This is a genomic window from Saccharicrinis sp. GN24d3 (assembly GCF_052400645.1).
Taxonomy (GTDB): Bacteria; Bacteroidota; Bacteroidia; order Bacteroidales; family Marinilabiliaceae; genus Saccharicrinis.
In genome coordinates, this window is the sequence record NZ_JBQTGI010000016.1 from 130,310 (window position 1) to 156,420 (window position 26,111).

Annotated in this window: 22 protein-coding genes; 20 read left to right on the forward strand and 2 right to left on the reverse strand. The window is 39.3% G+C overall.

The genetic code is table 11. The annotated features are described in order from the left end of the window. Positions 1 to 220: 220 nt before the first annotated feature. The 5 genes from hydE to ACT29I_RS18625 all read left to right on the forward strand — a co-directional run bounded on the left by hydE (position 221) and on the right by ACT29I_RS18625 (position 6,857). Positions 221 to 1,306, forward strand: coding sequence for a [FeFe] hydrogenase H-cluster radical SAM maturase HydE (gene hydE / locus ACT29I_RS18605; protein WP_430934705.1), 1,086 nt, complete (start codon positions 221 to 223; stop codon positions 1,304 to 1,306). 182 nt (positions 1,307 to 1,488) lie between these two features. After that, the gene (zwf, locus tag ACT29I_RS18610; protein ID WP_444794120.1) at positions 1,489 to 3,024 is read left to right on the forward strand and encodes a glucose-6-phosphate dehydrogenase; all 1,536 of its coding nucleotides are present in this window, start codon (positions 1,489 to 1,491) and stop codon (positions 3,022 to 3,024) included. Between the two features lie 275 nt (positions 3,025 to 3,299). Next, positions 3,300 to 4,016, forward strand: coding sequence for a 6-phosphogluconolactonase (gene pgl, locus ACT29I_RS18615; RefSeq protein WP_430934703.1), 717 nt, complete (start codon positions 3,300 to 3,302; stop codon positions 4,014 to 4,016). A gap of 185 nt (positions 4,017 to 4,201) precedes the next feature. After that, positions 4,202 to 5,062, forward strand: a complete 861-nt coding sequence (locus ACT29I_RS18620; RefSeq protein WP_444794121.1) for a toxin-antitoxin system YwqK family antitoxin — start codon at positions 4,202 to 4,204, stop codon at positions 5,060 to 5,062. A 178-nt stretch (positions 5,063 to 5,240) separates the two neighbouring features. Beyond that, positions 5,241 to 6,857, forward strand: a complete 1,617-nt coding sequence (locus ACT29I_RS18625; RefSeq protein WP_444794122.1) for a S8 family serine peptidase — start codon at positions 5,241 to 5,243, stop codon at positions 6,855 to 6,857. A gap of 39 nt (positions 6,858 to 6,896) precedes the next feature. Here ACT29I_RS18625 and ACT29I_RS18630 read toward each other — a convergent pair whose 3' ends face one another. Continuing rightward, positions 6,897 to 7,778 carry an AraC family transcriptional regulator gene (locus tag ACT29I_RS18630; protein WP_430934700.1) on the reverse strand — a complete coding sequence of 294 codons (882 nt, stop codon included), beginning with the start codon at positions 7,776 to 7,778 and terminating at the stop codon, positions 6,897 to 6,899. A gap of 136 nt (positions 7,779 to 7,914) precedes the next feature. Here ACT29I_RS18630 and ACT29I_RS18635 point away from each other — a divergent pair, with 136 nt between their 5' ends. From ACT29I_RS18635 to ACT29I_RS18680, 10 genes are all read left to right on the forward strand, one after another. Continuing rightward, a complete protein-coding gene (locus tag ACT29I_RS18635) occupies positions 7,915 to 8,808 on the forward strand; it encodes a dihydrodipicolinate synthase family protein (RefSeq protein ID WP_430934699.1) in 894 nt (297 codons plus the stop codon). Positions 8,809 to 8,823: 15 nt separating this feature from the next. Then, complete coding sequence (locus tag ACT29I_RS18640; RefSeq protein ID WP_430934698.1) at positions 8,824 to 10,305, forward strand: aldehyde dehydrogenase (NADP(+)); 1,482 nt, start codon at positions 8,824 to 8,826, stop codon at positions 10,303 to 10,305. Between the two features lie 10 nt (positions 10,306 to 10,315). Then, a complete protein-coding gene (locus ACT29I_RS18645) occupies positions 10,316 to 11,332 on the forward strand; it encodes a 4-hydroxyproline epimerase (RefSeq protein WP_444794123.1) in 1,017 nt (338 codons plus the stop codon). Between the two features lie 85 nt (positions 11,333 to 11,417). Further along, a complete protein-coding gene (locus tag ACT29I_RS18650) occupies positions 11,418 to 12,671 on the forward strand; it encodes an NAD(P)/FAD-dependent oxidoreductase (protein WP_430934696.1) in 1,254 nt (417 codons plus the stop codon). Positions 12,672 to 12,812: 141 nt separating this feature from the next. After that, a complete protein-coding gene (gene xseA / locus ACT29I_RS18655) occupies positions 12,813 to 14,180 on the forward strand; it encodes an exodeoxyribonuclease VII large subunit (protein WP_430934695.1) in 1,368 nt (455 codons plus the stop codon). A 501-nt stretch (positions 14,181 to 14,681) separates the two neighbouring features. Then, positions 14,682 to 16,481, forward strand: coding sequence for a DAK2 domain-containing protein (locus ACT29I_RS18660; protein ID WP_444794124.1), 1,800 nt, complete (start codon positions 14,682 to 14,684; stop codon positions 16,479 to 16,481). Positions 16,482 to 16,491: 10 nt separating this feature from the next. Continuing rightward, positions 16,492 to 17,265, forward strand: a complete 774-nt coding sequence (locus tag ACT29I_RS18665; protein WP_430934693.1) for a DUF1295 domain-containing protein — start codon at positions 16,492 to 16,494, stop codon at positions 17,263 to 17,265. A 15-nt stretch (positions 17,266 to 17,280) separates the two neighbouring features. Then, a complete protein-coding gene (gene plsY, locus ACT29I_RS18670) occupies positions 17,281 to 17,907 on the forward strand; it encodes a glycerol-3-phosphate 1-O-acyltransferase PlsY (RefSeq protein ID WP_444794125.1) in 627 nt (208 codons plus the stop codon). A 506-nt stretch (positions 17,908 to 18,413) separates the two neighbouring features. Continuing rightward, the gene (locus ACT29I_RS18675) at positions 18,414 to 19,115 is read left to right on the forward strand and encodes an SDR family NAD(P)-dependent oxidoreductase (RefSeq protein ID WP_444794126.1); all 702 of its coding nucleotides are present in this window, start codon (positions 18,414 to 18,416) and stop codon (positions 19,113 to 19,115) included. A 316-nt stretch (positions 19,116 to 19,431) separates the two neighbouring features. Beyond that, positions 19,432 to 19,896, forward strand: coding sequence for an SRPBCC family protein (locus tag ACT29I_RS18680; protein WP_430937368.1), 465 nt, complete (start codon positions 19,432 to 19,434; stop codon positions 19,894 to 19,896). A gap of 256 nt (positions 19,897 to 20,152) precedes the next feature. Here ACT29I_RS18680 and ACT29I_RS18685 read toward each other — a convergent pair whose 3' ends face one another. Beyond that, positions 20,153 to 20,530, reverse strand: coding sequence for a hypothetical protein (locus tag ACT29I_RS18685; RefSeq protein ID WP_444794127.1), 378 nt, complete (start codon positions 20,528 to 20,530; stop codon positions 20,153 to 20,155). A gap of 146 nt (positions 20,531 to 20,676) precedes the next feature. On the opposite strand from ACT29I_RS18685, the gene xerA reads away from it, so the two are divergent. The 5 genes from xerA to ACT29I_RS18710 form a co-directional block, all read left to right on the forward strand. Continuing rightward, complete coding sequence (gene xerA, locus ACT29I_RS18690) at positions 20,677 to 22,119, forward strand: site-specific tyrosine recombinase/integron integrase (protein ID WP_444794128.1); 1,443 nt, start codon at positions 20,677 to 20,679, stop codon at positions 22,117 to 22,119. 336 nt (positions 22,120 to 22,455) lie between these two features. Next, positions 22,456 to 23,682, forward strand: a complete 1,227-nt coding sequence (locus ACT29I_RS18695; RefSeq protein WP_444794129.1) for a hypothetical protein — start codon at positions 22,456 to 22,458, stop codon at positions 23,680 to 23,682. A 393-nt stretch (positions 23,683 to 24,075) separates the two neighbouring features. Then, positions 24,076 to 24,603: a hypothetical protein gene (locus ACT29I_RS18700; RefSeq protein ID WP_444794130.1), complete on the forward strand. Its 528-nt coding sequence runs from the start codon at positions 24,076 to 24,078 to the stop codon at positions 24,601 to 24,603. 163 nt (positions 24,604 to 24,766) lie between these two features. Continuing rightward, a complete protein-coding gene (locus ACT29I_RS18705; protein WP_444794131.1) occupies positions 24,767 to 25,369 on the forward strand; it encodes a hypothetical protein in 603 nt (200 codons plus the stop codon). A gap of 215 nt (positions 25,370 to 25,584) precedes the next feature. Next, positions 25,585 to 26,111, forward strand: a 527-nt coding sequence (locus tag ACT29I_RS18710) for a transposase (protein WP_430937043.1), incomplete at its 3' end; no start/stop codon positions are given.

Sequence of the window (26,111 nt, forward strand, 5' to 3'; positions counted from 1 at the left end):
AGTGAAACGGAAATTTTAAGCTCACAGGAATAGTGAACTATTTTGAGAATTTAAATTGAGCACTTGCTTTTTGTTACGGCGTTTGGAGTTTGCAATAGAATAATTTATGAATAGATCAGGCTGGATATCACTGTTAAAAGATGCTTAAGTTTTAGATGTAAACCACATATATCTTATTTTTTGCATTCTAATGCTTAAATTGCGGTATAATTTTACGGTCATGAATAATCAGATTCAAAATATACTTCAAAAAGAAGAACTGGATTTCAAAGATATTGTGGCGCTTTTACAAACCGAGGGGGAGGAGCAGAAGCAGTTGTTTGCTAAGGCACAAGAGGTGCAACTCGAGTATGTTGGGCGAAAAGTGTTTTATCGTGGTCTGGTAGAGTTTTCCAATGTATGTTCAAAAAATTGTTTTTATTGCGGCATCCGGAAAGATAACAAAGAGGTTGAACGTTATAATTTAGAAGACCATCATGTGGTTGAAGCGGCCAGGTTTGCCCACCAAAACAAATATGCGTCAATGGTTCTGCAAGCCGGAGAACGCAGGGATCCATATTTTGTGGAAAGGGTTGATCGGTTATTGAAACAAATTAAAGCCGTTACCCATGGTGAACTGGGTATCACTATTTCGCTGGGCGAACAGACCGAAGAAACCTACCAACGATGGTTCGATAGCGGCGCACATCGCTACTTGCTGCGCATAGAATCCACCAATAAAGTATTGTATAACCAGATTCATCCCAATGACGACAATCATGATTTTGAGAAAAGGATGAGTTGTTTGAGATCGCTGAAGAAGGTGGGGTATCAAACCGGTACGGGAGTGATGGTGGGGTTACCCTGGCAAACATACGAAGATTTGGCCAGGGATCTTCTCTTTATGAAGGATTTCGATATCGATATGTGTGGAATGGGTCCTTATATTGAGCATCAGCAAACGCCATTGTTCGAAAAAAGAGATTTGTTGTGGCCCATCGAAACACGTTTTTCAGTTACCCTAAATATGATAGCCTTGCTTCGTATTATAATGAAAGATATTAACATTGCCGCAGCCACCGCGTTACAGGCTATCGACCCAATGGGACGTGAAAAAGCGCTGCGAATTGGCGCCAACGTGATCATGCCTAATATAACGCCTACCTTGCATCGAAAAGATTACCAGCTATATGAAAACAAACCTTGTACCGATGAAGGAGCCGAAGATTGTGGTAACTGTTTAAGCATGCGCATTGAACTGGCCGATCGTGAAGTGGGTTTGGGCGAATGGGGCGATTCGAGACATTATTTTAATCGGAAAGGGTAAGGTCTTAACCGGTCTATAATTCAGAGGCTGATACCGGTAAGCAACACCCCGGGTACATCAAGTAGCGTATTTCAACCAAATTAGATTTTGATTGTTTAAGTCAGGAACCTATTTTAGTGGCAATATAAATAAACCAAAACATAGCGTCATACTATGTTTATTTACTCGACAAAACATTGAAAATGAAAACACCCAAAAACCATATACTTGTTATTTTTGGCGCGTCGGGCGACCTGACGTATCGTAAACTTGTACCTGCCGTATTTGATTTGTACGATCAAAATGTATTACCTGAAAATTTTGCCATATTAGGTTTGGGAAGAACGCAGCTGAGCGATGATGCATTTCGTGAAAAAATGAAAGAAGGCATCGAGCAATTTGCGTTGAACCATAAAAATGTATCCCAAAATGATAAGGTGGACAGCTTTCTTCAGCAACTTTTTTATCATGGTTTTAATACAAAGGAGGAAGGTGAATATGAGGGGCTAAAGGATAAGTTGTTTGAATTAGATGGAAAGTTAGGAACAGACAGAAATTTTATTTTTTATCTGGCAACACCGCCGAGTATGTATACCGTTATTCCATGTCATTTGGCCAAACATGGGTTGAGCAAGGAAGAAGATGGGTTCAGGAGACTAATTGTTGAAAAACCATTTGGATACGATTTGGAAACAGCCAGGGAGTTGAATGTTAGCTTGCTAAAACACTTTAATGAAGAACAGCTTTATCGTATCGACCATTATCTGGGCAAGGAAACCGTTCAGAATCTGTTGGTTACGCGTTTTTCAAACGCCATTTACGAACCGCTTTGGAACCGGAATTATGTGAATCATGTGGAAATTACTTCTTCGGAAAGTATTGGGGTTGGGAACAGAGGTGGTTATTATGAAGGTTCGGGGGCTTTGCGGGATATGGTACAAAACCACTTGTTACTTTTGGCCGGACTCGTAGGAATGGAGCCTCCCGCATTGATTGATTCAAACAGCATTCGTAACGAAATTGTAAAAGTATTGCAATCTCTCCGCCCTATCAAGGAAGAGGAAGTGGAGAAATACGTTATACGGGGCCAATACGTAGGATCTACTGTAAAAGGTGAGCAGGTAAACGGTTACCGCGAAGAAAACGGGGTTGATCCCGAATCGAGAACCGAGACCTATGTGGCCATGAAATTTTTTATCGACAACATGCGTTGGGGCGGTGTTCCATTTTATATCCGTACCGGCAAGATGTTGCCTACAAGGGTTACCGAGGTGGTTATCCACTTCAAACCTACCCCGCATCACCTATTCGCCAGTAATACCACTATTGCGCAGCAGCAAAATCAGTTGGTTATCCGCATACAGCCGGACGAGGGTCTGTTGTTAAAATTTGGCATGAAGGTTCCGGGAGCTGGTTTCAATGTTCAAAACGTGAATATGGATTTCCATTATTCCGAGTTGGCAGATGCATATTTGCCAAGTGCCTACGAGCGCTTGCTTCACGATTGTATGTTAGGCGATTCCACCCTGTATTCGCGGGGGGATGCTGTTGAGGCAGCCTGGACTTTTGTGAAACCGATTCAAGAGGCCTGGAAAAACAATAAGTATATTAAAGTTCATGGTTATCCGGCTGGTACCTGGGGGCCGGATGTGGCCGATGATTTAATAGAAGAGCCACACCTAACGTGGAGATATCCGTGTAAAAACCTGGCCAACGATGGTAACTATTGCGAGCTCTAATCGGAAGAAGGGAAACTGCAGCGGTTAAAAAGAATTATAACGCAGATGGCGGGTTAAAGTTAACAGGAGTGTTCGGAACCCTGAATGTTGTACTGATATAACCAGGCCCCGGATTTATCCCTTGTAATTTAGCCGGTAAACAAGTCGGTTTTACCCTGAAGATATGTTTGGGTTGAAGACGGTCTTGCTCACTTTTTGTGCGTTAACGGGATGGTAAAAACTGAATTTATTGCGGATTGTTCGAAAACAATAATCATTGTTAATTTGTAGAATTAATGGATAAAATAGAAAATAACATAAAAATATTTGGTTCGAAACAAATGCTTGCCCAATATTTTGGTCAGCTATTAAAGGAACGCACCGAGCAAAGTGACAAGATAAACATTGCCTTGTCGGGAGGCAGCACGCCCAAGGCCATTTTTGATGAACTGGCGGCAAAATATGCAAATGTTATACAATGGGAAAAAGTATTTCTGTTCTGGGGCGATGAGCGATGTGTGCCCCCATCCGATGAGCAAAGCAATTATAAAATGACCATGGATCATCTTTTATCCAAAGTGTCTATTCCCAAGGAAAATGTCTTCAGGGTTAAAGGAGAGATGGAACCGCAGCTGGCCTGTGAGACCTACAAGAAGTTGCTCAGGGATAAATTGCCGCAGGCAGATGGACTCCCACAGTTTGATATTATGTTGTTGGGCATGGGCGATGATGGACATACGGCTTCCATTTTTCCGCATGAAATAGCATTATGGGATGCCAAAGCAGACTGTGTAGTGGCAACACACCCCGAATCGGCTCAAAAGCGTATTTCGTTGACCGGAGAAGTGATCAATAATTCCAAAGAGATATTCTTCCTGGTAACAGGTGCCGGAAAAGCAGACAAACTGGATGAAATTATACATCAAAAGGAAGGGTTTCAGAAATATCCGGCGGCAAGGGTTGCCAATCCGGTATGGCTTTTGGATAAGGAAGCGGCAGCAAAAGTAGGGTGAATGTGGATGGGTACGAATTTGGGTTTTACAATACCTCGACCCGCATTGTTCACTACATTTCACTTCCATGGAGACAAACGAATTTTCCGGGTTGAACATCAACAATAAAGATGACGCGAAAAGCACGGTTATTTAAACTTTTAGCTTTAAATTTGCCCGCAATCATCATATTCAACAAATTCATTATGCGTATTCTATTTATTTCTATATTATCTATTGTTTTTTCTACGAGTCTGGTTGTCGGGCAGATAACAGACGTGTTTGGAAATAATGTGCCTGCCAGGCAAGGAGCTTCCACCAAAGGGGTTTCGTCCGAACACAATAAAAAAGATGAACAAGGACTTAAGCAAGGTTATTGGGAAAAGCGTTTTAGTAATGGTAAACCTGCTTACACCGTAACATTTAAGGACGACAAACCGGTGGGGAAGATGACCCGTTATTATTTTAACGGTAATAAAAAGGTAGTGGTCGATTATAACGAAGATCAATATGGAAAAGCCATTCTTTATAGCGAGAATGGGAAGATATCCGCAAAAGGATTTTATCAGGGAACACAAAAAGATAGCCTTTGGCAGTTTTTTTCGCCCGAGGGTGTACTTTATACCAAAGAATCGTACAAGGAAGGTTTGAAAAATGGGATAACTACGCATTTCTTTAAAAAGGGAAACGTAGCCGAAGAAGTGGAATGGAAAGATGATGTGAAAGACGGGATATGGAAAAAGTACCACGAAAACGGTCAGCTAAAGATGACTTCGTCGCATAAGGATGGGAAAATAGAAGGTGAATACATCGTTTTTTATCCCGATGGTAAACCCGAGGTCCAGGGAAAATTTGAGCATGGACTGGAAGAAGGTACCTGGTTGGTTTTTACCCATGCCGGTAACCTGGCCTATAAAATTGAGTACAAAGAGGGGAAAACCTTGAATGCCGCTGACTTTGACGAGCAGCAACAGTCGCTTTTTGAAGAGTTTGAAAAAAACAAAGGAAAAATTAAAGACCCTGAGGAGTTTAAGCACGACCCGGATAGTTATTTGAAAGGGATGTGATCGGTTAGCAGCGATCAGAGCACAGTCAACAGTTATTAGTGCTAAGAATACCAAAGTCAATGATTTTGTAATATTTTCGAGGGTCTTCGAAAAACTATATCAATTAAATTGCAGAGTTTGCCGGATAAACGGTCTACGGTCAACAGGTATTGATAAAATAGTCATCAGATTATATAATTTGAGAAAAGTTGCACATATCGCTTTGTTTTTATTGGTTTCTGCCCTTCCTACAGAAGCACAAAAATATTTTGTGTCCTTTTCCGATAAAAACAACAATTCATACTCCATAGAGACCCCTGAAGATTTCCTAAGTCAAAGAGCCATTGACCGCAGAACAAAACACGATATTCAAGTTTTAGAGCAAGACTTGCCTGTGACTTCATTATATGTTGACAGTGTAAAAAAGATGGGGATTCGGGTGCTTTGGCCATCGAAATGGTTAAACGGAGTTCTTGTTGAAAGTAGTAACCAACCGTTAATGGATACGATCACCAGGGTATCGTTTATTTCGGATTCAAAAATGGTTTATCAACCAACTATAGGTGTTGCTGCACGTAAGTTTGTTGAAACGAAGGATGTTGAGCCTTCGGATCTTAAAAGTTCGAGTGTGTATGGCGCCAGTTGGGATCAAACGCAAACCTTAAATGGGCATTATCTGCATCAAAACAATTTTGAAGGCCAAGACATAGAGATTGCCGTGATAGATAACGGTTTCGACCAGGTAAACACATTACCGCTGTTCACGCATCTTTGGAATGATGACCGGATACTGACTTACCGGGATTTTATAAAACCCGGCGGTAATGTATTTGAAAGTGATTCGCACGGCACGAAAGTACTGTCTGTTATTGGGGGATATTTGAACGGAGAGTTTAAAGGAAGTGCACCGGAAGCCAAATTCCATTTGTTGCGGACCGAGGATAACGCTAGTGAAACTCCAATTGAAGAGTATAATTGGGTGGTAGCTGCCGAATATGCCGATAGTATTGGTGCCGATGTGATAAATACTTCACTGGGATATTATACTTTTATTGGCGATTATACCGATTATACCTATCAGGATATGGACGGTAGGACCACCATTGTTGTGCAGGGTGCTGAGACCGCTTTTTCAAAGGGGATGGTAGTAGTATGTAGTGCCGGAAACGAGGGGAACAATACCTGGGGCAAGATCATCTCTCCGGCAGATGGGGCAAATGTGTTATCGGTGGCGGCTATGGATAGTGATAGCTTACGCGCATCGTTTAGTAGTTACGGTTATTCTGCGGACGGAAGGGTAAAACCCGATGTGGCTGCCATTGGACTTGGTACCGCTTTGCAGGGAACAGACGGCAGTATCGAATTCCTGAACGGTACCAGTTTTTCGGCTCCGGTAATCGCCGGTTTTACGGCGTGTTTGTGGCAGGCTTTCCCTGAATTGAGTAATGCGGAAATAATACAACTGGTAAAGGAGAGCTGTAATAATTATAGTATTCCGGATAATTCGTTTGGCTATGGAATACCGGACTATAAGAAAGCAATGGATATTAATAATGGGATTGGGAATGTCAGTAAAAATTCCATCTTTACCTTCCCCAATCCGTTTAATGACCAGCTCTATATAAGCTGTTCGGAAGGGAAAGTTAGCGCGGATTACCTTTTGATTTACGATATAGCGGGTAATTTGGTGTATGAGGACGTACAACTAAAGCTTCCGTCCAGTATCGATGGGCTTGGAAAACTTCCCAAAGGAATTTATCTGTTAAATATTAAAGTTGGCAGGAAAGTGATGGTTAATAAGCTGGTAAAAAAGTAACCACACCATTTTTTCTCCTTTGCTTTTCCTTTATGGTTGCTATCCTTCTGTTTGGTACAAACTGTATTTGTTTCTGTATTCCGTAGGCGTTTGTCCCATAACTAACTTAAACTGACGGTTAAAATAAGATAAACTGTTATACCCGCAGTCTGCTGAAATACGACCAAAGTTATCCTGCGTATTGGCCATTAAATGACAAGCGTATTCAATACGCATATCGTTTAAAAAATGGCTGAAAGATTTACCTGTTCTTTTTTTGAAGTATCTGCAAAACGAATTTGGGGTCATGCTGGCGACGTGGGCTATACAATCCAATTGTATTTCTGATGTAAAGTGTTTAGAAAGATATTGAAATACCACATTAATCCGTTCGCTTTCCTGTTCGCTGGAAGGTTCCATAAAGGGTACGGGGCTCAGTAACTGCACATTGTGAATCTTAGATATATAGTTAAACATTTTAAGAATATGCTGGAATCGATCAAAATCTTCGTACGTTGATACATCCTTTATCATTTTTTTTATGACTGTATTGTCTTCTTTATTAAACGAAATACCATACAGTGCTTTATTTAAAAGCCTTTTGATAGAGGCCATCTCAGGTAATTCAAAAAATAACTTTCCAAAAGTGTCGTCATTTAAAAATATGGATATACTGTAGGATTCTAAACTTCTATTAGCGTTGTAGTATTTATCGTCGGATCGGAATACGTGTGGCACATTTTTGCCGATTAAAAATATATCTCCCGGTTTAAACCTTTCAACCGAGTTTCCGATAAAGCGGGTTCCTTCTCCCTTAATGATCAAGGTTAGTTGATATTCAGGATGATAGTGTATGGTTTCGTAAAAATATGGTGCACGGTCTTCTTGTAATCTAAAAGAAGTACTACTGGTTTTGGGAATGACAAATCGTACAGCTTTCATTTCATTAGATTAACGCAATTAATGCAGGTAATACGCATATAGGGTAAAATAGTTCAAATACATGATAATATAAGAATAAAAAAAGATCTGATTATCTTTTAGGTTTGTATAAGTACAAATAACAAAAAATACAGATATGAAACCAGAATGGAAAGGGGTATATCCCGCAATTACAACAAAATTTACAGAATCAGGTGAGCTGGATATCCCATTGTTCCTGAAAAATATAGATTTTCAGATTGAGAGCGGGGTGTCAGGGATAATCATTGGAGGCTCGTTAGGTGAGTCAAGTACCCTCAGCAAGGAAGAAAAGCTAAAGTTAGTAGAGGTATTGCAGCCATACCGAAGTAAAATACCTGTAGTCATGAATATTGCCGAGTCAAGTACCGGTAGGGCCATTGAAGCTGCTCAAGAGGCGGAGGACAAAGGGGCGGATGGTATCATGCTTTTACCTCCCTTGTTGTACAAACCGGACGAAGCAGAAACTGTTGCGTTTTTTTCTGAAATAGCCCATAGTATTAACTTACCGGTATTACTATATAATAACCCGGTTGACTATAAGGTTGAGATTACTTTATCCATGTTGGAGGAACTACAAAGGTTGCCCAATATTCAGGCTATTAAGGAATCTACCCGAGATGTAACCAACGTAATTCGATTGAGAAATGCCTTTGGCGATAGATTTAAAATTATGGGCGGTGTAGATACCTTATGTCTGGAAGAGCTAATGCTTGGAGCCGACGGTTTGGTAGCTGGTTTGGTATCTGCATTTCCTAAAGAAACGGTGGTGCTCTACGACATGGCCAAAGCAGGTAATTTTAAAGATGCGCTTGAGCTATATAAGTGGTTTATGCCGCTACTCGAAATGGATATTCATCCAAAGTTAGTCCAGTATATAAAAATGGCTGAGGTGTATACCGGTATTGGTTCTGAGTATGTAAGAGCCCCTCGTAAGGTATTGGTTGGTCAGGAAAGAGAATTGATTCAGTCAACCATTGAAAAAGCTTTGGCTGCCCGCCCGGTATTTTAATTTAATTTTTTAGTCATGTCAAGTTTAGCAATACAATATAATGAGATAGTAGATTCAGCATCCCGGGCATTCTTGCTTTATAAAAAGATTTCGGGTACGAAAAAGGCAGTTTTTTTAAAGCAGATAGCATTAGAAATTGAGGATATAGGAGATCAGCTTATTGAAACGGTAATGCGGGAAACCTCCTTGCCTGAAGGCAGGGTAAGAGGGGAGAGGGCAAGAACAATCAACCAGATTCTGCAATTTGCCCAACTGATTGAGGAAGGTTCGTGGGTGGAAGCCGTTATTGACCAAGGAAATCCCGACAGGGAGCCATTGCCAAAACCTGATCTCAGAAAAATGTTAATACCCATGGGGCCGATAGTGGTTTTTGGGGCAGGAAACTTTCCGCTGGCCTTCTCTGTAGCGGGGGGCGATACCATATCGGCTTTGGCCGGCGGCAATCCGGTAATTGTAAAAGGTCATCCGGCTCACCCTAAAACAGGACTATTGGTGGCAAATGCCATATTAAAGGCCGTTGAGGTTTGTAAATTGCCCCAAGGGACTTTTTCTTATGTTGAAGAAAGTAGTTATGAGGCAGGTCAGCTTTTGGTGAAGCATCCAATGACCAAGGCTGTTGCTTTTACAGGTTCGGAAAAAGGAGGCAGGGCCTTATTTGATATAGCCAATGAAAGGGATGAACCCATCCCTGTTTTTGCAGAAATGGGAAGTGTGAATCCGGTTGTTATCCTACCCAAAGCGCTAGAAAATAAGGGGGCGGAAATGGCAAAGCAGTTGGTGGCATCCATAAATCTTGGGTCAGGACAATTTTGTACCAATCCAGGTTTGATTTTGGTGATTAAAGGGCCGGGTTACGCCGAATTTTTGCAAACCCTGGCTAGCGAGGTAATCGCGTCCGATCCTACGGAAATGTTTAGCGAAGGCATCTTAAAAAATTATAAGTCGGGATTAACAAGCATACTGCATCAAGAGGGAATATCAGCGCTAAACGATAACCCTACGTATATGGCTCAGCCTAAAGCAGTGCCAGTATTGGGGACGGTTGACGCAGAAACCTTTGTCAACCATAAAAACCTACATCAAGAGGTTTTTGGACCATTCAGTTTGGTCGTTACTTGCACTTCGGCAGATGAACTAATAAAAGTGGTTAAATCCTTAAAAGGGCAACTAACCTGTACCCTTCAATCTGACCACAACGAAGAATCAGATTATAAAGAGCTGATAGAATACCTGGTTTTAACCTGCGGACGATTATTGTTTAACGGTGTACCAACAGGTGTAGAGGTTTGTCCGGCCATGCAACATGGGGGCCCCTATCCGGCTTCGACCGATGTGCGCTTTACTTCGGTGGGCACGGCTGCTATCAAACGCTTTGTAAGGCCAATCAGTTATCAGGACTGTCCCGAAGAATTGTTGCCTGAAGAATTGAAAAACAGCAACCCGTTGGGTATTTGGAGATGGCTAAACAGCGAGTGGACAAAGCAAGTAATTACTTAATTGAAAAATTATGGCCAGAAAAACTTTTTTTTGCATAGATGGGCATACCTGCGGCAACCCGGTGCGTGTTGTGGCGGGAGGGGTGCCTCCGCTCAAAGGAGCGTCAATTTTTGATAAGCGTGAACATTTCCTTAAAGAATTTGACTGGGTAAGAACCGGGTTGATGTTTGAACCCAGAGGACATGAGCAAATGTCGGGTAGCTTAATTTTCCCTCCCGAAAACCCCCAGAATGATGCCGGTATTTTGTTTATAGAAACCAGTGGATGTTTACCCATGTGCGGGCACGGCACCATCGGAACGGTTACCATTGCCATAGAGGAAGGGTTGATTATGCCTAACGTTCCAGGTAAACTGCGGCTTGAAACACCGGCCGGATTGGTTATTGCCCATTACGAACGTAATGATAAAGGAAAAGTCACTTCAGTTAAACTTATCAATATTCCTTCTTTTTTATATGCATCCGATATGACTGTGGAGAGTTCCTTTTTGGGTGAATTAAAAGTTGATGTATCGTATGGCGGTAATTTTTATGCCATTATCGACGAGCAAATTAATTACCGGGGGATGAGTCAGTTTTCTGCTGATGAGCTGATTACCTTTAGTGGGGAGATACGGGAAAAGCTCAACCGGAATTACAGTTTCGTCCATCCTGAGAATCCTAAGATCAACGGGCTGAGCCATGTGTTATGGACAGGTGCTCCCATTCATGAAAATGCCCATGCCCGAAACGCTGTTTTTTATGGAGAAAAAGCCATTGACCGGTGTCCGTGCGGAACGGGTACATCCGCCCGAATGGCGCAATGGTATGCTAAAGGTAAATTAAAACCTGGTGACCAATTTGTGCATGAAAGCGTAATTGCCAGTCAGTTTATCGGAACAGTTGAAGAACGGGTGAGAGTTGGCGATTACGATGGCATTATTCCGGGAATTGAGGGTTGGGCAAAAGTTACCGGCTATAACCAAATTATTATCGATCCGGAGGACGATCCCTATGCACATGGGTTTAGGGTTGTGGGTAAATTGTAACCTGAGGGTTTGGTTTTAAATAAAGGGTTAGTTAACTTGTCAGTATCCCGGTATGTTTTTGCCGTAAAAAGATAACAATATACACATGAAGAAAATACTTATTGTTGGAGCTGGTACCATAGGATTGCACATCGCCTATTATTTGCGTCAGAATAATTATGAAGTGGAGGTACTCGAAGCTGCCGAAAAAGAGGATTTATCGGGTTGCTCATACGTTAACTGCGGTTATACGGTGCCGAGTCATTTTATAACCATAGCTTCTCCTTCCATGTTACAAACCGGATTAAAAATGACGTTAGTTAACAATGGTCCGGTTTCTTTTAATTTAGTTAAAAACCTGGGTCATATCGGGTGGTTTTTAAGATTTTCAAAAGCAGCCATTAATCGGGCTAAAGTGAATGATGCCATACCGCTTCTTTATCAACTCAATTATCAAAGTGATAAGCTTTATCAAGAGTTAAAGCATGATCACCACTGGGATAATGAATATTGTTCCAAAGGATTGTTGATGGTCGCATCTACTCAGAAGGCGTTGCACGAAGAGATAGAACTAGCTTTGTTGGCGAATAATTTGGGAATAAAAACCAAAAGCATGGATGCACAAGCGCTTTCTGAATCGGAGGGTAACATTCGGTTTAATGCTACGGGAGGTATCCTGTATTATTCCGATGCCATGTTAAATCCGGGAATGCACATGCGAGCGTTAAGAGATTGGCTGACAAAGAACGGGGTGGTATTTAATTACGGTAGTAGGGTCAGCGAGATTTTACAAAAAAACGGTACGGTGAACGCGGTTAAATGCGGGCTTCACACATTTAAAGCAGATGAGTTTGTTCTGGCCACTGGTGCCGGCACAAGCTACCTTGGAAAACTGTTGAACATGAATTTGCCGGTTATGCCGGGTAAAGGGTATAGTATTGATTTTGGTAAGGAAGTATTGCCTTTAAATACCCCCATGATATTAACCAACGAAAAAATCGCTATTTCTCCCTTTGCGGATATGGTAAGAATTGGGAGTGGAATGGAGTTTAATGGTCAACTAAACAGGTATGATTACAAACGAATTCAAGGAATACTTGATGCGACCAAAACAGTGATACCAAGTTTTCCATATTACCGGGCCCATAAACTAAAATTGCAGCAAGGGTTGCGGCCCTTAACACCTGATGGCATTCCTATTATTGGGCGAACCCAAAAATACGGTAACCTCACGGTAGCGGCAGGTCATGCTATGATGGGTATGAGTCTTGCCCCGATTACGGGACAAATAGTGACGGAACAAATAGCCGGTATGAAACCAAGTTTTAACATGGATATGTTAAGCCCCGATAGGTATTGATCCGATAAAATGACCAGTGAGCGTCAGAAAACTTTCAATGGGCAGGCACAATATTTAATTTTCAGGTGTTAACTATGTGTCAGGTTATTACCTTTGTAAGGTTTTATTGTTAAGTTTAAGTCTAACTTTCAGTTATCATATATGTCCGATTCTTCATTGTCTCTCTTTGAGTTAAACCAGAAAATTAAGAAAACCATCCATTCTTCTTTTGCCGAAACCTATTGGGTGGTTGCCGAAATAAGTGAGATACGCGAAGTGCGAAACGGTCATTGCTATCTGGAACTGATAGAAAAAGACGAGAAAAGTGAGCAGATCATAGCCAAGTCAAGAGCCAATATTTGGGCTTATACCTATCGGATGCTTAAGCCCTATTTTATGTCTGCTACAGGACAAGCCCTAGTCTCCGGACTTAAGGTCATGGTGCGGGTGAGTATCGATTTTCAGGAAGTATACGGTTTTAGCCTTAACGTGCGTGATATTGATCCCACCTATACTTTGGGTGATATGGCACAAAAAAAACAGGCCATTCTCAACAAGCTGAGCGAAGAGGGCGTAATCCATATGAACAAAGAGCTGGAAGTGCCCCTGGTGCCTCAAAAAATAGCCGTTATCTCTTCCCCAACGGCGGCGGGTTATGAGGATTTTTGCAATCAACTCAACCATAACCCGGGAAATTATAAATTCTATATCCAACTTTTTTCCGCCATGATGCAGGGAGAACAAACCGAGGAGTCGGTCATTGCCGCGTTAGACAGGATTTATGAATATGAGGATGTGTTTGATGTGGTGGTTATTATTCGCGGGGGAGGTTCCACTTCCGATTTAATGTGTTTCGACAATTACTGGATAGCCTATAACATAGCGCAGTTTCCGTTGCCTGTATTTTCGGGAATAGGGCACGAGCGTGATGAAACGGTGATTGATTTTGTGGCACATACCCGTTTAAAAACCCCGACGGCAGTGGCGGAACACCTGATTGAGTTAGTGGGTGATTTTGATAACCGGTTAAACGCGGTAAAAGATGAGGTGGTGGCACTTACCCGTGAAATAATTAACGATAGCAAAGCTTCTTTTGAATTGGCTTACAGCAGGTTTAAACCAGTTGTAAACAATGCGCTGCTGGTTCAGAAAAATAAACTGGACAGGCTGGTGCGTCAGTTAGGCACTTCATCCCAGCGATTTATCGAAAGCAGAAAAAACAAAATAAATCTTTCTGCGCAAAATTTAAAGTCTTTAACCTATGGTTCTATACAATATAAACGCAGCGACCTGGATCATGTTCCGGCAAGGTTATCGAGTCGGTTAAACCATTTCTTCAACCACAGGCATGCACAATTAAACTTGCACGAAAAAACAAATAGCCTGCTCAATCCCGAGAATATTCTGAAAAAAGGATATTCTATCACCTATCATAACGGGAAGGCGGTCAAAGATGCGAAGGAACTTGCCAAAGGTGATGTAATTACTACCCGGTTAAGCGATGGCGAAGTGGATAGTACTGTAAATTAATCAAAATATTCTCCCGATTGGTCAACAGGTTTTTATAGGTGGTCATGTAGTGTTTTTCAAATTCCTGATGACAGATTTCGGCTAAAAAGGGAGTATTTATATCTTTACGGATTAACCTGCCATATGCATTAAAATTCCTGTTGCGTCATTAAACTACTTCAAAACAAGGCGTTTCACTGAGTTGCTTCAACTCACCATAGCGGTGTTAAGCCTCGTTTAAGCACTCCTTGCTTTATGGTATTTTATATGCCCATTACGTATTCAAATCCGGGTTTAATGAAATAATCTTATCTTTAGGTAAGATCCGGATTCAGGGTTTCACATTATCTTGTTATCCCACACTTAAATCAGCCATCTAAATCATGAGGGAATTGTAATGACTGAAAAAATAATAGTATTAGCTTATCTGCGTACCTATATGGTTTCTATTGCCCTATTATGGGAACAGCTCTTTGTGCAGGGTGCGCTTTTTTGTTTTTTATATTGTAAAATGGTTAACTAATGCACAACATTGAAGCAGCTCACATCAACGGGAAATTTCTTTACTATGCATTTGTTGCCGGAGGGAATCAAGTGTTTCAACATCAAGTAGAGATTAACAAGATTAATGTATTTCCGGTAAACGATAAGGATACGGGTACCAACCTGGCCTCTACCATACGTTCGGTAATCGATAATATTAAACCGCATAAATCGTATAAAACTACCGTTAATAATATGGCAGATGCTGCCTTAATGGGTGCGAGAGGCAACTCCGGGGTTATTTTTGCCCAGTTTTTGCATGGTTTGAGCAGGGAAACATTAAACAAGCCCAGCATTACCTTTCCGGAATTTGCGGAAAGTGTTCATAAATCAATCCCATATATGTATAAGGCCATTGCCAATCCGGCAGAGGGTACCATGTTGACTGTAATTAAGGAGTGGTCCATTTTTTTGAATTCCCAAAAAGAAGCCATTCACGATTTTAGAAACGTCATTATCGATTCAATTGCAATACTCGAAAAGTCACTCGCCGAAACTACACTACAACTAAAAATATTAAAAAAAACAGGTTTGGTAGACGCCGGGGCAAAGGGATTTGTTTTATTTATTAAGGGCATTATCGATTTTATTAAGCACAGAAACATACGTGATATAGTATCGGGGGCGGGACAAAATATTTCGTTAATCCATACCGAAGAATTAGTTGATGAGGAAATAAATTATCGTTTTTGCACGGAAGCTATTATTAAAAATTTAAAGGTCAGCAAAAATGACCTGCAACTGATATTACGAAAAAATGGTGATTCGGTGGTTGTGGCGGGTTCACAAAGCATTAGTCGTATCCATGTGCATACCAATCATCCGGCACCACTTTTTCACCAGTTAAAAGATCTGGGAACTGTTTCTTATCAAAAAGTGGACGATATGGTGCGTCAACAGGAGATTGCCACCAAGCGAAAGTGGAACATTGCGCTGGTAACCGATTCTACCTGTGACTTGTCGCAGGAATTAATAGATTATTATCAAATAAATGTGGTACCTGTGAGTTTAAACTTCGGCGACCATCAATATTTGGATAAGGTTACGATGCAGCCCCACCAGTTTTACGATATGTTGGAATCCCATCCTGAGTTTCCTAAAACATCCCAAATCAACGAACAAACTTTTGTCAACTTGTATTCGCATCTGGCATCGCATTATGATGCCGTTATAGCCATCCACCTTACGCGGAATTTTAGTGGAACGTACACCAACAGTGTTAAAGCGGCGGAGCGAATTAAAAAAGAGTTCAAGAAACCAATCCATGTTATTGACTCCAAAAACTTATCGGGCGCCTTGGGGTTGCTTGTGTTGAACACTGCTCTTAACATTGAAAAGGCTGAATCGCTATCGTCTATAGTAGAGTCGCTTAAAAAGAATGTGGGGCAGGCTCATATTTTTGTCAGTGTCAGGGATCTGAAATCGATGATCAGGGGAGGTCGGGTCTCAAAACCTAAAGGCTTTATTGCGAACACACTCGGATTAAACCCGGTGGTGTCCATGGATAAGGATGGTAAATCTTTGTTGTTCGGTAAAACTTTCAGCCAACAGGCCAGTCTGAATAAAATTTTCAGGCACATTCAAAAGTTAAGTATTAACAAGACTGTATGGAACTATATGGTTTTGCATGCCCATAATTTGCAAGGCGCGGAACAAGCCGAAGACAGGATGAAGCGGATTACAGGAAAAGAAGCCGTTTCAACCGTTGATATTTCGCCGGTCATCGGTATGCACGCCGGTAAGGGTGCTATTGCAATTTCAATTTTGTTAACGCCTTAAAAATTAACTTATGACGACTTTGTTTTTTCAGGCTTCATTGCTCATTTGGCTGCTGGTTACACTTTTGTGGATTTGGAGCGTGATTATAAAAAATGTGAGCATTGTTGATTTGTTTTGGGGATTTGGTTTTGTAGTGATCAATACGTTTTACGTTTGGATGACAGGTGAAGTGAATCCCAGAAAGATTTTGATTTTCACGTTGGTCACCCTTTGGGGTTTGCGGCTTTCTGTTTATCTGGCCTTCAGGAATATTGGCCAGGGAGAGGATTTTAGGTATCAGGAATTCAGGCGAAAGTATGGGGCAGAACGATATTGGTGGTTTAGTTATTTTCAAACCTTTATTTTACAAGGGGTATTGATGATGATTGTTTCCTTGCCATTGTTGGGTGTAAGTTCGGGTACTGGATCAGGAGAGCTAAATTTATTGGATTATGCGGGCATAGTGCTTTGGTGCATTGGTTTTGTTTTTGAAGCTGGAGGCGATTACCAGCTATCGCGCTTTAAAAGTGATGCCGCAAATAAAGGGAAAGTATTAAACACGGGTCTATGGAAATATACCCGGCACCCCAATTATTTTGGCGATTCGGCAGTGTGGTGGTCCTATGCCCTTTTTAGTGTTGCCGCGGGAAGTTACTGGCAAATTGTAGGTTCGGTGATTATGACATGGCTGATTATTAGAGTGTCGGGAGTGGCCATGCTCGAAAAAACATTGCAGCATTCAAAGCCTGAATATCAAGAATATATTGATAAAACCAGTTCGTTTTTCCCCTGGTTCCCTAAATAAAAAACCGCTCAATAAATGACGACCACGCTTCAAATTGTTTTTGTGATTTTTTCCTACCTTCTGGGTTCCATACCTACGGGATACTTTTTAACCAACTATTATACAGGTAAAAACATTCTGGAATGGGGAAGCGGAAATATTGGGTCGACAAATGTGCGCCGTGTTGCCGGGAAAAGAATCTCCGTTGTTACCCAACTACTGGATATGTTTAAGGGTTTTTTGCCGGTAACGATTTGTTGGTTTTGGGCAGACAGGACAATACATGGCACTGATTATCTTATTTACTGGGTTGCATTGGCTGCTATATTAGGTCACGATTTTAGCATCTTTCTAAGGTTCAGGGGAGGCAAAGGAGTAAATACTACCCTGGGCGCTTCTGTATTACTCGCTCCTTTTTCCGTTTTTATAGCGGTAGCCATATACTTTATGGTGAAATGGCGATTTAAATTCGTTTCGCTGGGTTCTTTGGTGCTAGGAGTTACCATGCCGCTAATTGAAATTATACTGCGCGGAGGTGGCCCTACATTTTATTATCTGCTGGTTTGTACCCTTCTTATCTTTATGATGCACAAATCGAATATTAAACGCTTACTGAATAGCAATGAACTTACACAGGAAATAACAAAAGAACGTAAAGTGTAAACGAAGAACCTCTCATTCGCATAGGATGGTTTACGGATCCTATAAAATCCTAATATCGCAGAAATGTTTAATAAATAACAAATAAAACTAAACAAAAATAAATATGGAATGTTATTAAGTGACAGAAGGAGTAGTATACAATACTGCTTTGGAGACGACAATACACCAGTGTGATGTCATGTTTGTAGTGTTGGTGAAGTTGAACTTATTTTGATTTTTGACAAGCAAAAAATCTGTGTTTAGCAGCGTTCTGTAAACGATTTATTTAACGCAGTCAAAAGTTAAATGTGTAAGGCTTGAGCTGAAAGGTTTTGCCTGCCTGACACGAGTTAAACCTGTGGTAAATTAAATGGGAAGGGATCAAACGAGCTTTCAAACTCAACTATTTCAGGCACACACACAGAATGAGATACAACGTATTCGTGAGTACAATTGGATGTACAATCAGGTGAATCATAAATTTTACGGGGAGTTATATACGACAAATGGAAGAAAATTGTAAGGATATGAAAAATTACTTGATAGTAGGCGGATCAAGCGGAATAGGTAAATCCATTGTGGAGGAATTAAAGAATGACTCGGATAAAAACATATGGGCTACCTATAATACCAGTACAGATAGGAATTGGGTAAACGATGAGAAATATATTCATATGGATGTTACTTCTAATGAATACAATATACAATCTTTGCCGGATACACTGGATGGGTTGGTTTATTGCCCGGGAACCATACGTTTAAAGCCTTTTGATAGAATTAAACCCGAGGATTTTATAGACGATTATCAGATTCAGCTACTGGGCGCGGTGAAGGTTGTGCAGCAATTGTTACCGAAGCTTAAAAAGGTTCAGCATGCTTCGGTCGTATTTTTTTCCACAGTTGCCGTGTCGCAGGGCTTTAAGTTTCATTCATTGGTTTCTGCATCAAAAGGCGCTGTGGAGGGATTGACTAAAGCCCTGGCAGCGGAATACGCACCGGCGATCAGGTTTAATTGCATTGCCCCCTCCTTGACCAATACGCCACTGGCAGCATCCATGTTGAATACAGAAGCTAAAATAGATTCAAATGGGAACAGACATCCATTAAAAAGAATTGGTAATCCCAAAGACATTGCGGATATGGCCGTCTTTTTATTGTCGGAAAAAGCCTCATGGATAACAGGTCAGGTACTGCATGTGGACGGGGGTATTTCTACCATAAATATTTAGTAAGGATAAATCTGTTGTATCAGAAATAGGCGAAACCATAAAAGTTAAACCCGCAATATGCATTAGAAATTGTATTACCCATTGAAATTACTTTACAACAAGACACTTCGTTGCATCACTTCAACTCACCAGAACGATGCTCCCGAAAGTAATCGGGACAAGTGATGCCTCGTTTTCAGTAATGCCTTGTTTTATTGTACTTGCAATGCTCATGACGAACCTCCAATACATAAGCCGGGTTCAAGGCTGATATTGAAAAAATAAAGGTGTAAGGCAACGACAACAAAATTATAAATACCAACTAATATGAGACACTATGGCATTTTATCAATTTAAACGGGAACAAATTGTGAATTCATCTCCCGAACAGCTTTGGGATTTTATTTCGTCGCCGGTGAACCTTAAAAAAATTACACCTGCTTCTATGGGGTTCGAAATAACATCCGGAAGTTTGCCTGTAAAAATGTATGCAGGTATGATCATCAGTTACCGTGTTAAGCCTTTGCCGGGTTATAGTACCACCTGGGTTACAGAAATTACCCATATTGAGCCCGGGAAATATTTTGTTGATGAACAACGGCAGGGACCATATTCCCTTTGGCATCATGAACATTTGTTGGAAGTAGTTAAAGGAGGTGTTAAAATGACCGACATCATTTCTTATGCTCCTCCCTTTGGCATATTGGGTAGAATTGCCAATGCGGTATTGATTAAAAACCAGCTCAAAAAAATTTTTGATTACAGGGTTGAGGCGATCTCAAAAATTTTCCCGCCCCATTAACAAGCAGGTTGAATTACTTTGTCAACGATCATTTGTTTCCACTGAATTGATAAAAAAAAGCATTAAAACGCGATCTGTCTATTTCTATACTTTCAGGGTCAATTCATGTATAGCATTTTGGGTAAGATGCATTTATTATTGGATTTTTCAAAAGCAGAAAAAGTTGGCATCCCGCTAGCTATCGGGCGGTGAGCCTTTTTATCGTGAAGAAAAATGAAATAAGGAAAAAGCCTGGCCCGTAAGGGTATGCTTGACACTAAGGTTTTTTCATATATTCCTGCTGTTGGATGACCACCACTTTGCGGATATCCACAGATGGGGTATAACCATAATCATAGCAAAAATAATACAGGTTGCCGCCGTTACTCCTCCAGGTGTGCGTCAGGAATTTGAAATCCATGCCCAACGATGTTAAAAACTCTTTTCGCACGGTTGCTTTTCCCTGCGGGCAGGCTTTATACAGGGCACTTCTGTTGGTCCTTAATTGCTTATTCACCTTCCGTATCAAAGCTTCTTTGGTATTTGGATTTCGGTTGTGGTAGAGACTTTTGCAGTGGGCGTTGCAAAATTGCTTGTCAATTCTTCCTTTTAGTTCCGTATTGCAAAACAAACAGAAAGTGGGTTCCGGAGTCATGGTCATAAATTTTTTTTATACATAAAAATAGGTGATTATATTTACTTATCAGAATTATTATACGTCTATTTACGTAAGTAAACGTTTAATAAACGGCTAAGTCCTTTGAATTGATTTTATTTGTTATAGACTTTAATTTATCTGTTATGGACACAAAACCGGTTATTTACTTAAACCACTGGGATTATAACCAGTACGCATTGGTAAAGCTTTATTTTAAGCATCGAAATAGTGACCTTATTCGTAATTTAAAGAATTGTGCTTTTATAAGATATAGCAAAGAATACAAGTGCTTTTATTTCATTAAAAGTAAAGAAAATCTTGAATTATTTTTCAGTTCCTTTTCACGCAGTGTTGAGATTAATGATTGGTATCTAAGTAAAATAGAAAAGCCTTTTTGTATAGAATCCGCAAAAGTTACAGCGGAAAGATATATTGAGAGGTTAAAGTTATGCAGGGTGAAGAATAAATTTCAACTATGGATGCTGCCGGTGGCGGATAAAGAATACCCAAGGCATATATTAATCAGGTTTAAGTACAATAAAAGCCTATATAGGATACTAAAAGACATGGAGATTACACATTGGTCATCAAACTATAGGTCATTCCTAATGGAAAGAAAAAATGAAAATATAAATAGGGTATTGAGGAAGTTACGGTCAGTCTCGAGAATTTCCATTTCAAAAGAGCTGGAGATAAATAATGCGGAGACTATACAGTTGTTGCTTGAGCAAGCTTATGATCCGGCGAAGTTTAAGTCTTGTCCAACCGCATATATAAATAAGCTCGTTGCCATGAACTATAGTAGGAGTACGATAGCAAATTACCACAAGTATTTTTCGGAATTTGTTAATTTTTACATTAATAAAGATATCGACAGTTTCGAGAAAGATGATATTGAGGCGTATGTTAGATTGGTTAGGGATTCAAAAGATGTTTCAACCCAATATGTTCATATGTTAATAAGTGCCATTAAGTTTTATTACGAAAAAGTATTGGGAAGACAAAAAGAACGTTATGAAATCACACGTCCTCAAAAAGAATGTAAATTGCCCAATGTTATGAGTGAGAATGAGGTACAGCAATTGTTAAAGAGTAGTGAGAATTTGAAACACAAGTGTATATTATTGATTATATATTCTGCCGGACTTCGCCGAAGCGAGGTGCTAAACATTAAGATTAGTGATTTGAACAAGGACCGGAATATGCTTTTTATAAGGGGGGCTAAAGGAAGAAAAGATCGTTATACTATTTTTTCAGATAAAATAAGAGATAAACTTAGGCAGTATTACCTGGAGCATAAACCCAAAAAATGGTTGTTTGAAGGGCAATATGGTGAGCGATACTCGGTAGGTAGTATACAAAAGATATTTGAAAAAGCGAAGCAAAAATCTGGTATACAAAGAAGAGTGACCACACATAGCTTACGTCATTCGTTTGCTTCGCATTTAATAGAAAACGGGGTGGATATAAAGATTATTCAGGAACTAATGGGACATCACTCTTTAAAAACGACAGAAATATATTCTCATGTTGTTATGAAAAAGCTTGAAAATATAAAAAGCCCTATCGATAATTTAGATATATAAAATGATTCTGTTTATATTTGGTTATGTAAAAAACCTATTATGATTACAATATTCGCAAGCAGGTCGGTAAAATTTAGGTCATATGGTTTTAGTAGCTTTAAAGGATTTAGTAAACGTATTTAAACGATTAAGTAAACGTTTTTAAACGATTAAAATAACTGATCATATATGCGGTATAGAAACCATAATCGAAATAATAAAGTCATTACGGTCTCTATATCCAAGTTAGGGGCAAGGCAAAAACCGTATAAACAATATTTTATGAGATTTTTGCTGGAGCTAGACTGGTTTTCTTAAACCAAGAAAGAATTTCGAATACAAAAAATATAATTAATAATGAATTTAATCAGATTGATTTTAGGAATGATTTTTTTGATGCTTCTGTCATGCGAAAGTAAAAATGTAAATGAAGTTAATCGATTGTATTTTGAAATAAACCCTACCAATAGGAAAATTATTTTACCTGTTATAATAAATGATAGCACTACCGCTAAGCTTACATTTGATAGTGGAGCTGCAACTGGTTGTTTACATTTAGATTCTACATTTTGTGCACTTCATCCAGAAGTATTAAATGGTATTAAAGAATCGTTTATTTCTACAGGCGGTTCAGGCTGGTCTTCTCAACGAACATCTTTTTCAACTTTTGATAAGGCTCCTGATATAAAACTTGGCTTGTGCAATCTGGAATATGATAAGATGTCGATATACAATTATAAAGACTATTTTCGTACTACAGAATCTGATGGGATGTTTAATATCCCTAAAAATGATACTCTTCATGTTTGGGAATTAAATTTTGAGAATAATTATTTTGAAATACATGAAGCTAAGTGTTTTAAAATGCCAGAGGATTGTTTTGTAACACAAATAATTAATAATGCAGGGAACAATTGCCCTTTCAATATTCAGCTACCTATATTTGTAACCTGCGAAGATGGAGATACCATAAGTCTGGATAGACAGTTTATGATTGATACAGCAATGTCATGGGATATAGTTCTAATGAATAACGCAAAAGAAAAACAATTTTTTAGCTGTAAGAAAAATAATATCTGGACTAAATATCTTAATAGTTATTTCAAATATTGTACGGTAGAGGCTAGAGTTTCGGATAAATTAGTTTTTGATTCACTTCGTATTTATACTTTTAACGAACCTAATAATCCTAATATTAGCTATTTTCTCGGGCAAAATTTTCTTAAGCATTTTAATGTTTATTTTGACTTGAATAGGCAAGAGATAGGTTTTCAACCGCATAACAACTTCCAGCGAGTCTCTAATTCAGGATATAGACGCTATCACTTTTTAGTTGATAAGAATAGTCAAGGAAAATATATTGTAAGTGAAATAGCAGATTATGAAGGAAATTACTACAAAAGTGCAGGACTTAGATGTGGAGATGAAATAGTAAATATAGACAGCAGACCTTATGCAGATTATACAAAGGTTGAAAAGTTAGAGTTTTATAAAAAGGATTCTTTAATATACGATTTGATTCGCGATAGTAAACCTTTACGCCTAGTGGTTAAAGTTAACAAGGAAGAAAGGCAAGGCGATTAAGGTTGCTAATCAGCAGTAAGGCTGTTGAATAGCTTTATTATTAGTAATAATAACAATAGAAATAAGCCCAGCCCCTAACAATAAATATACGTAATGCGGGGTGATTTGGTAAATTTGAACATTATATCATTTAATAAACAGCGTAGCGGTTTGATAGAGAAGTGCTTTGAAATTCCGCACTACGCATATTCGAGCCGTTAGCCACCATATAAAAAAAGCCATCGTCAATGAAAAAACAGAGATTAATTTTACTGATTTTTGCGGGATTAGTACTGATTTTAATAATATTAAAAACTTCAAACATGGGGTTTTTTTAACAATCTATTTGGGAAAGAAAAAGTAGAGCAAAAAGAATTGACGATTAATAAAGAAAGAATTTATTCCCATGACAATTTGAAGTCAGAAAATTTCAAGAGGTATGTTTTAGTGAAAGGAGCAAATCTGAAATCAGTTGAATCTAAACTAAAGGACTATGGTGAATTACCAGCAAAAGGAAATACTTATACCTATCAATTTTCAAAAGCACAATTAGGAGACTGGACAATAATAAAAATGCCATCTGACTTTAAAGACTATTATGGATTTCATAATATCGTTTATTGGCTTTTAGGATTTCCGCCAGAAGACAATAACTATGCGGATTTATCAATAGGACTTTCAATAAGCGACAGTCTATCCTATGCAATCTATAATAACTACAAATTGAAAGATATGCTTAGACTTGAAGATGACCTATTTGGTGCGTTCAATAATGACGAAAGATTTATCCTTTCGATTCCTTTTGACGAGTTTAAGAAATCAGACAATAAATACATCAAGACCTTTTATAGCCTCCTAAAAGACAATGAAATTAATTATGAAATGATTAAAAGTGAGAATCTTGAATTTGAGGAATTTGGGATACTATTTAATGAAAAATAGGAAATACGGTGGCTAACATTCTGTAAATTTCATGGCGGGGTTTGTACTGGTTTGGGGCGTTTGTGCCCGCATTTGCTTTAGTTCAGGCTGAAAGAAACGCACACCGCAACTGCCACGCAACTTACAGTTTACCGTTAGCTACCATACGAAAAAATGACCTAAAATGGATTTAAATTTATCAATCTATTCAAGTAATATCTCATCAATAGTTTCAATTTTTGAAGACACAAAAGTAATAAGAGAAAAGAAAGCTAATGAGTTGTTAAAAAAACTGGAAGAACAGTCAGAATGGACAGAGGAAGAATTTCAAGAATATTCACACTATCAATACCATTTTGACTGGCTATTAATGCATTCTCTTTTTCTATCAGGCTTTTCTTATTTTGAAAACTATATGAGAGCTACAGCAAAAGAGATTGAGAATAAGGTAGGTGGAAAAATAAAGATTAAAGACATTAAAGGAAATGGTTATCTGGATACTTTTCGAAAATATATACATCTCATAGGTGAAATATCTAGTGCTAATGATAACTCGGAAAACTGGAAATCAATATTGAGTTTTAAAGATGTAAGAAATTCAATAACTCATCAAAGCGGTCAAATAAAAAAGGAATCAACGAAAATAGTAGAACATGACATTTTCTTTGGACCAAGTAAAAAACTGATTCGAATCCGAAACATTGACTTTATTAAGGATTTTGTTAGAGTATCAATTGATTTAATGACAGCGATAGCTAATGAGAAAAATAAAAAGTACGGTAGCTAACATTTTGTAAATTACATTGCTCCGGCCCGGGTATGCGGCCTGTGCAGGTTTTTCCACCCGCCATGTTCAGGCGGACGCTGACGTTGGCTGAAAAACGCAACGTAACTTACAATTTACCGTCAGACTGTCTAAAAACTAAAAAGGTGTTGACATAAAGTTCATAAGTATGGTGTAGTTTTTTTTAGTAAAAAACAGGTATTATGTATCTTACATACATGAGATACATACAAGGACAAGATCGTCAACAAATCAATCTATTTCCGGTAAACCTCGACGGAGCAGTATCCGAAGATAATGACGTGAGGTTAATTGATGAGTTTGTAGCGTGCCTTAATATGCAGGAATTCGGTTTTCAAATGGCGCAAAGCGAAACCGGTCGCCCGGGATACCATCCGGGCGTTTTATTAAAGCTATATCTGTATGGCTATATGAACGGCATACGCTCTTCGCGCAAGCTGGAAAAGGAATGCAATCGTAACATCGAGGTTATGTGGTTGTTGGGGTGCCTTAACCCAGATCACAATACCATTTCCAATTTTCGACGCGACAACCCCAAGCCCATCAAAAAGGTTTTTCGGGCAACCATATCCCTGGCCAGGCATTTTAACCTGATAGGCGGCGTGTTGATAGCAGGCGACAGCACCAAGCTCAGAGCTCAGAACAGTAAAAAGAACAATTACAACCAGGCCAAAATAGACCGTCACCTGAAGTATATCGAGAACAAACTGGAAGAATACAACAA

Coding starts and splice junctions, on each gene's coding strand:
- ACT29I_RS18665 (WP_430934693.1), top strand. CDS start 16,492: ATGACGACTTTGTTTTTTCAGGCTTCATTGCTCATTTGGCTGCTGGTT.
- ACT29I_RS18675 (WP_444794126.1), top strand. CDS start 18,414: ATGAAAAATTACTTGATAGTAGGCGGATCAAGCGGAATAGGTAAATCC.
- ACT29I_RS18650 (WP_430934696.1), top strand. CDS start 11,418: ATGAAGAAAATACTTATTGTTGGAGCTGGTACCATAGGATTGCACATC.
- hydE (WP_430934705.1), top strand. CDS start 221: ATGAATAATCAGATTCAAAATATACTTCAAAAAGAAGAACTGGATTTC.
- ACT29I_RS18635 (WP_430934699.1), top strand. CDS start 7,915: ATGAAACCAGAATGGAAAGGGGTATATCCCGCAATTACAACAAAATTT.
- plsY (WP_444794125.1), top strand. CDS start 17,281: ATGACGACCACGCTTCAAATTGTTTTTGTGATTTTTTCCTACCTTCTG.
- ACT29I_RS18695 (WP_444794129.1), top strand. CDS start 22,456: ATGAATTTAATCAGATTGATTTTAGGAATGATTTTTTTGATGCTTCTG.
- xseA (WP_430934695.1), top strand. CDS start 12,813: ATGTCCGATTCTTCATTGTCTCTCTTTGAGTTAAACCAGAAAATTAAG.
- ACT29I_RS18620 (WP_444794121.1), top strand. CDS start 4,202: ATGCGTATTCTATTTATTTCTATATTATCTATTGTTTTTTCTACGAGT.
- zwf (WP_444794120.1), top strand. CDS start 1,489: ATGAAAACACCCAAAAACCATATACTTGTTATTTTTGGCGCGTCGGGC.
- ACT29I_RS18685 (WP_444794127.1), bottom strand. CDS start 20,530: ATGACTCCGGAACCCACTTTCTGTTTGTTTTGCAATACGGAACTAAAA.
- xerA (WP_444794128.1), top strand. CDS start 20,677: ATGGACACAAAACCGGTTATTTACTTAAACCACTGGGATTATAACCAG.
- pgl (WP_430934703.1), top strand. CDS start 3,300: ATGGATAAAATAGAAAATAACATAAAAATATTTGGTTCGAAACAAATG.
- ACT29I_RS18660 (WP_444794124.1), top strand. CDS start 14,682: ATGCACAACATTGAAGCAGCTCACATCAACGGGAAATTTCTTTACTAT.
- ACT29I_RS18705 (WP_444794131.1), top strand. CDS start 24,767: ATGGATTTAAATTTATCAATCTATTCAAGTAATATCTCATCAATAGTT.
- ACT29I_RS18640 (WP_430934698.1), top strand. CDS start 8,824: ATGTCAAGTTTAGCAATACAATATAATGAGATAGTAGATTCAGCATCC.
- ACT29I_RS18645 (WP_444794123.1), top strand. CDS start 10,316: ATGGCCAGAAAAACTTTTTTTTGCATAGATGGGCATACCTGCGGCAAC.
- ACT29I_RS18630 (WP_430934700.1), bottom strand. CDS start 7,778: ATGAAAGCTGTACGATTTGTCATTCCCAAAACCAGTAGTACTTCTTTT.
- ACT29I_RS18680 (WP_430937368.1), top strand. CDS start 19,432: ATGGCATTTTATCAATTTAAACGGGAACAAATTGTGAATTCATCTCCC.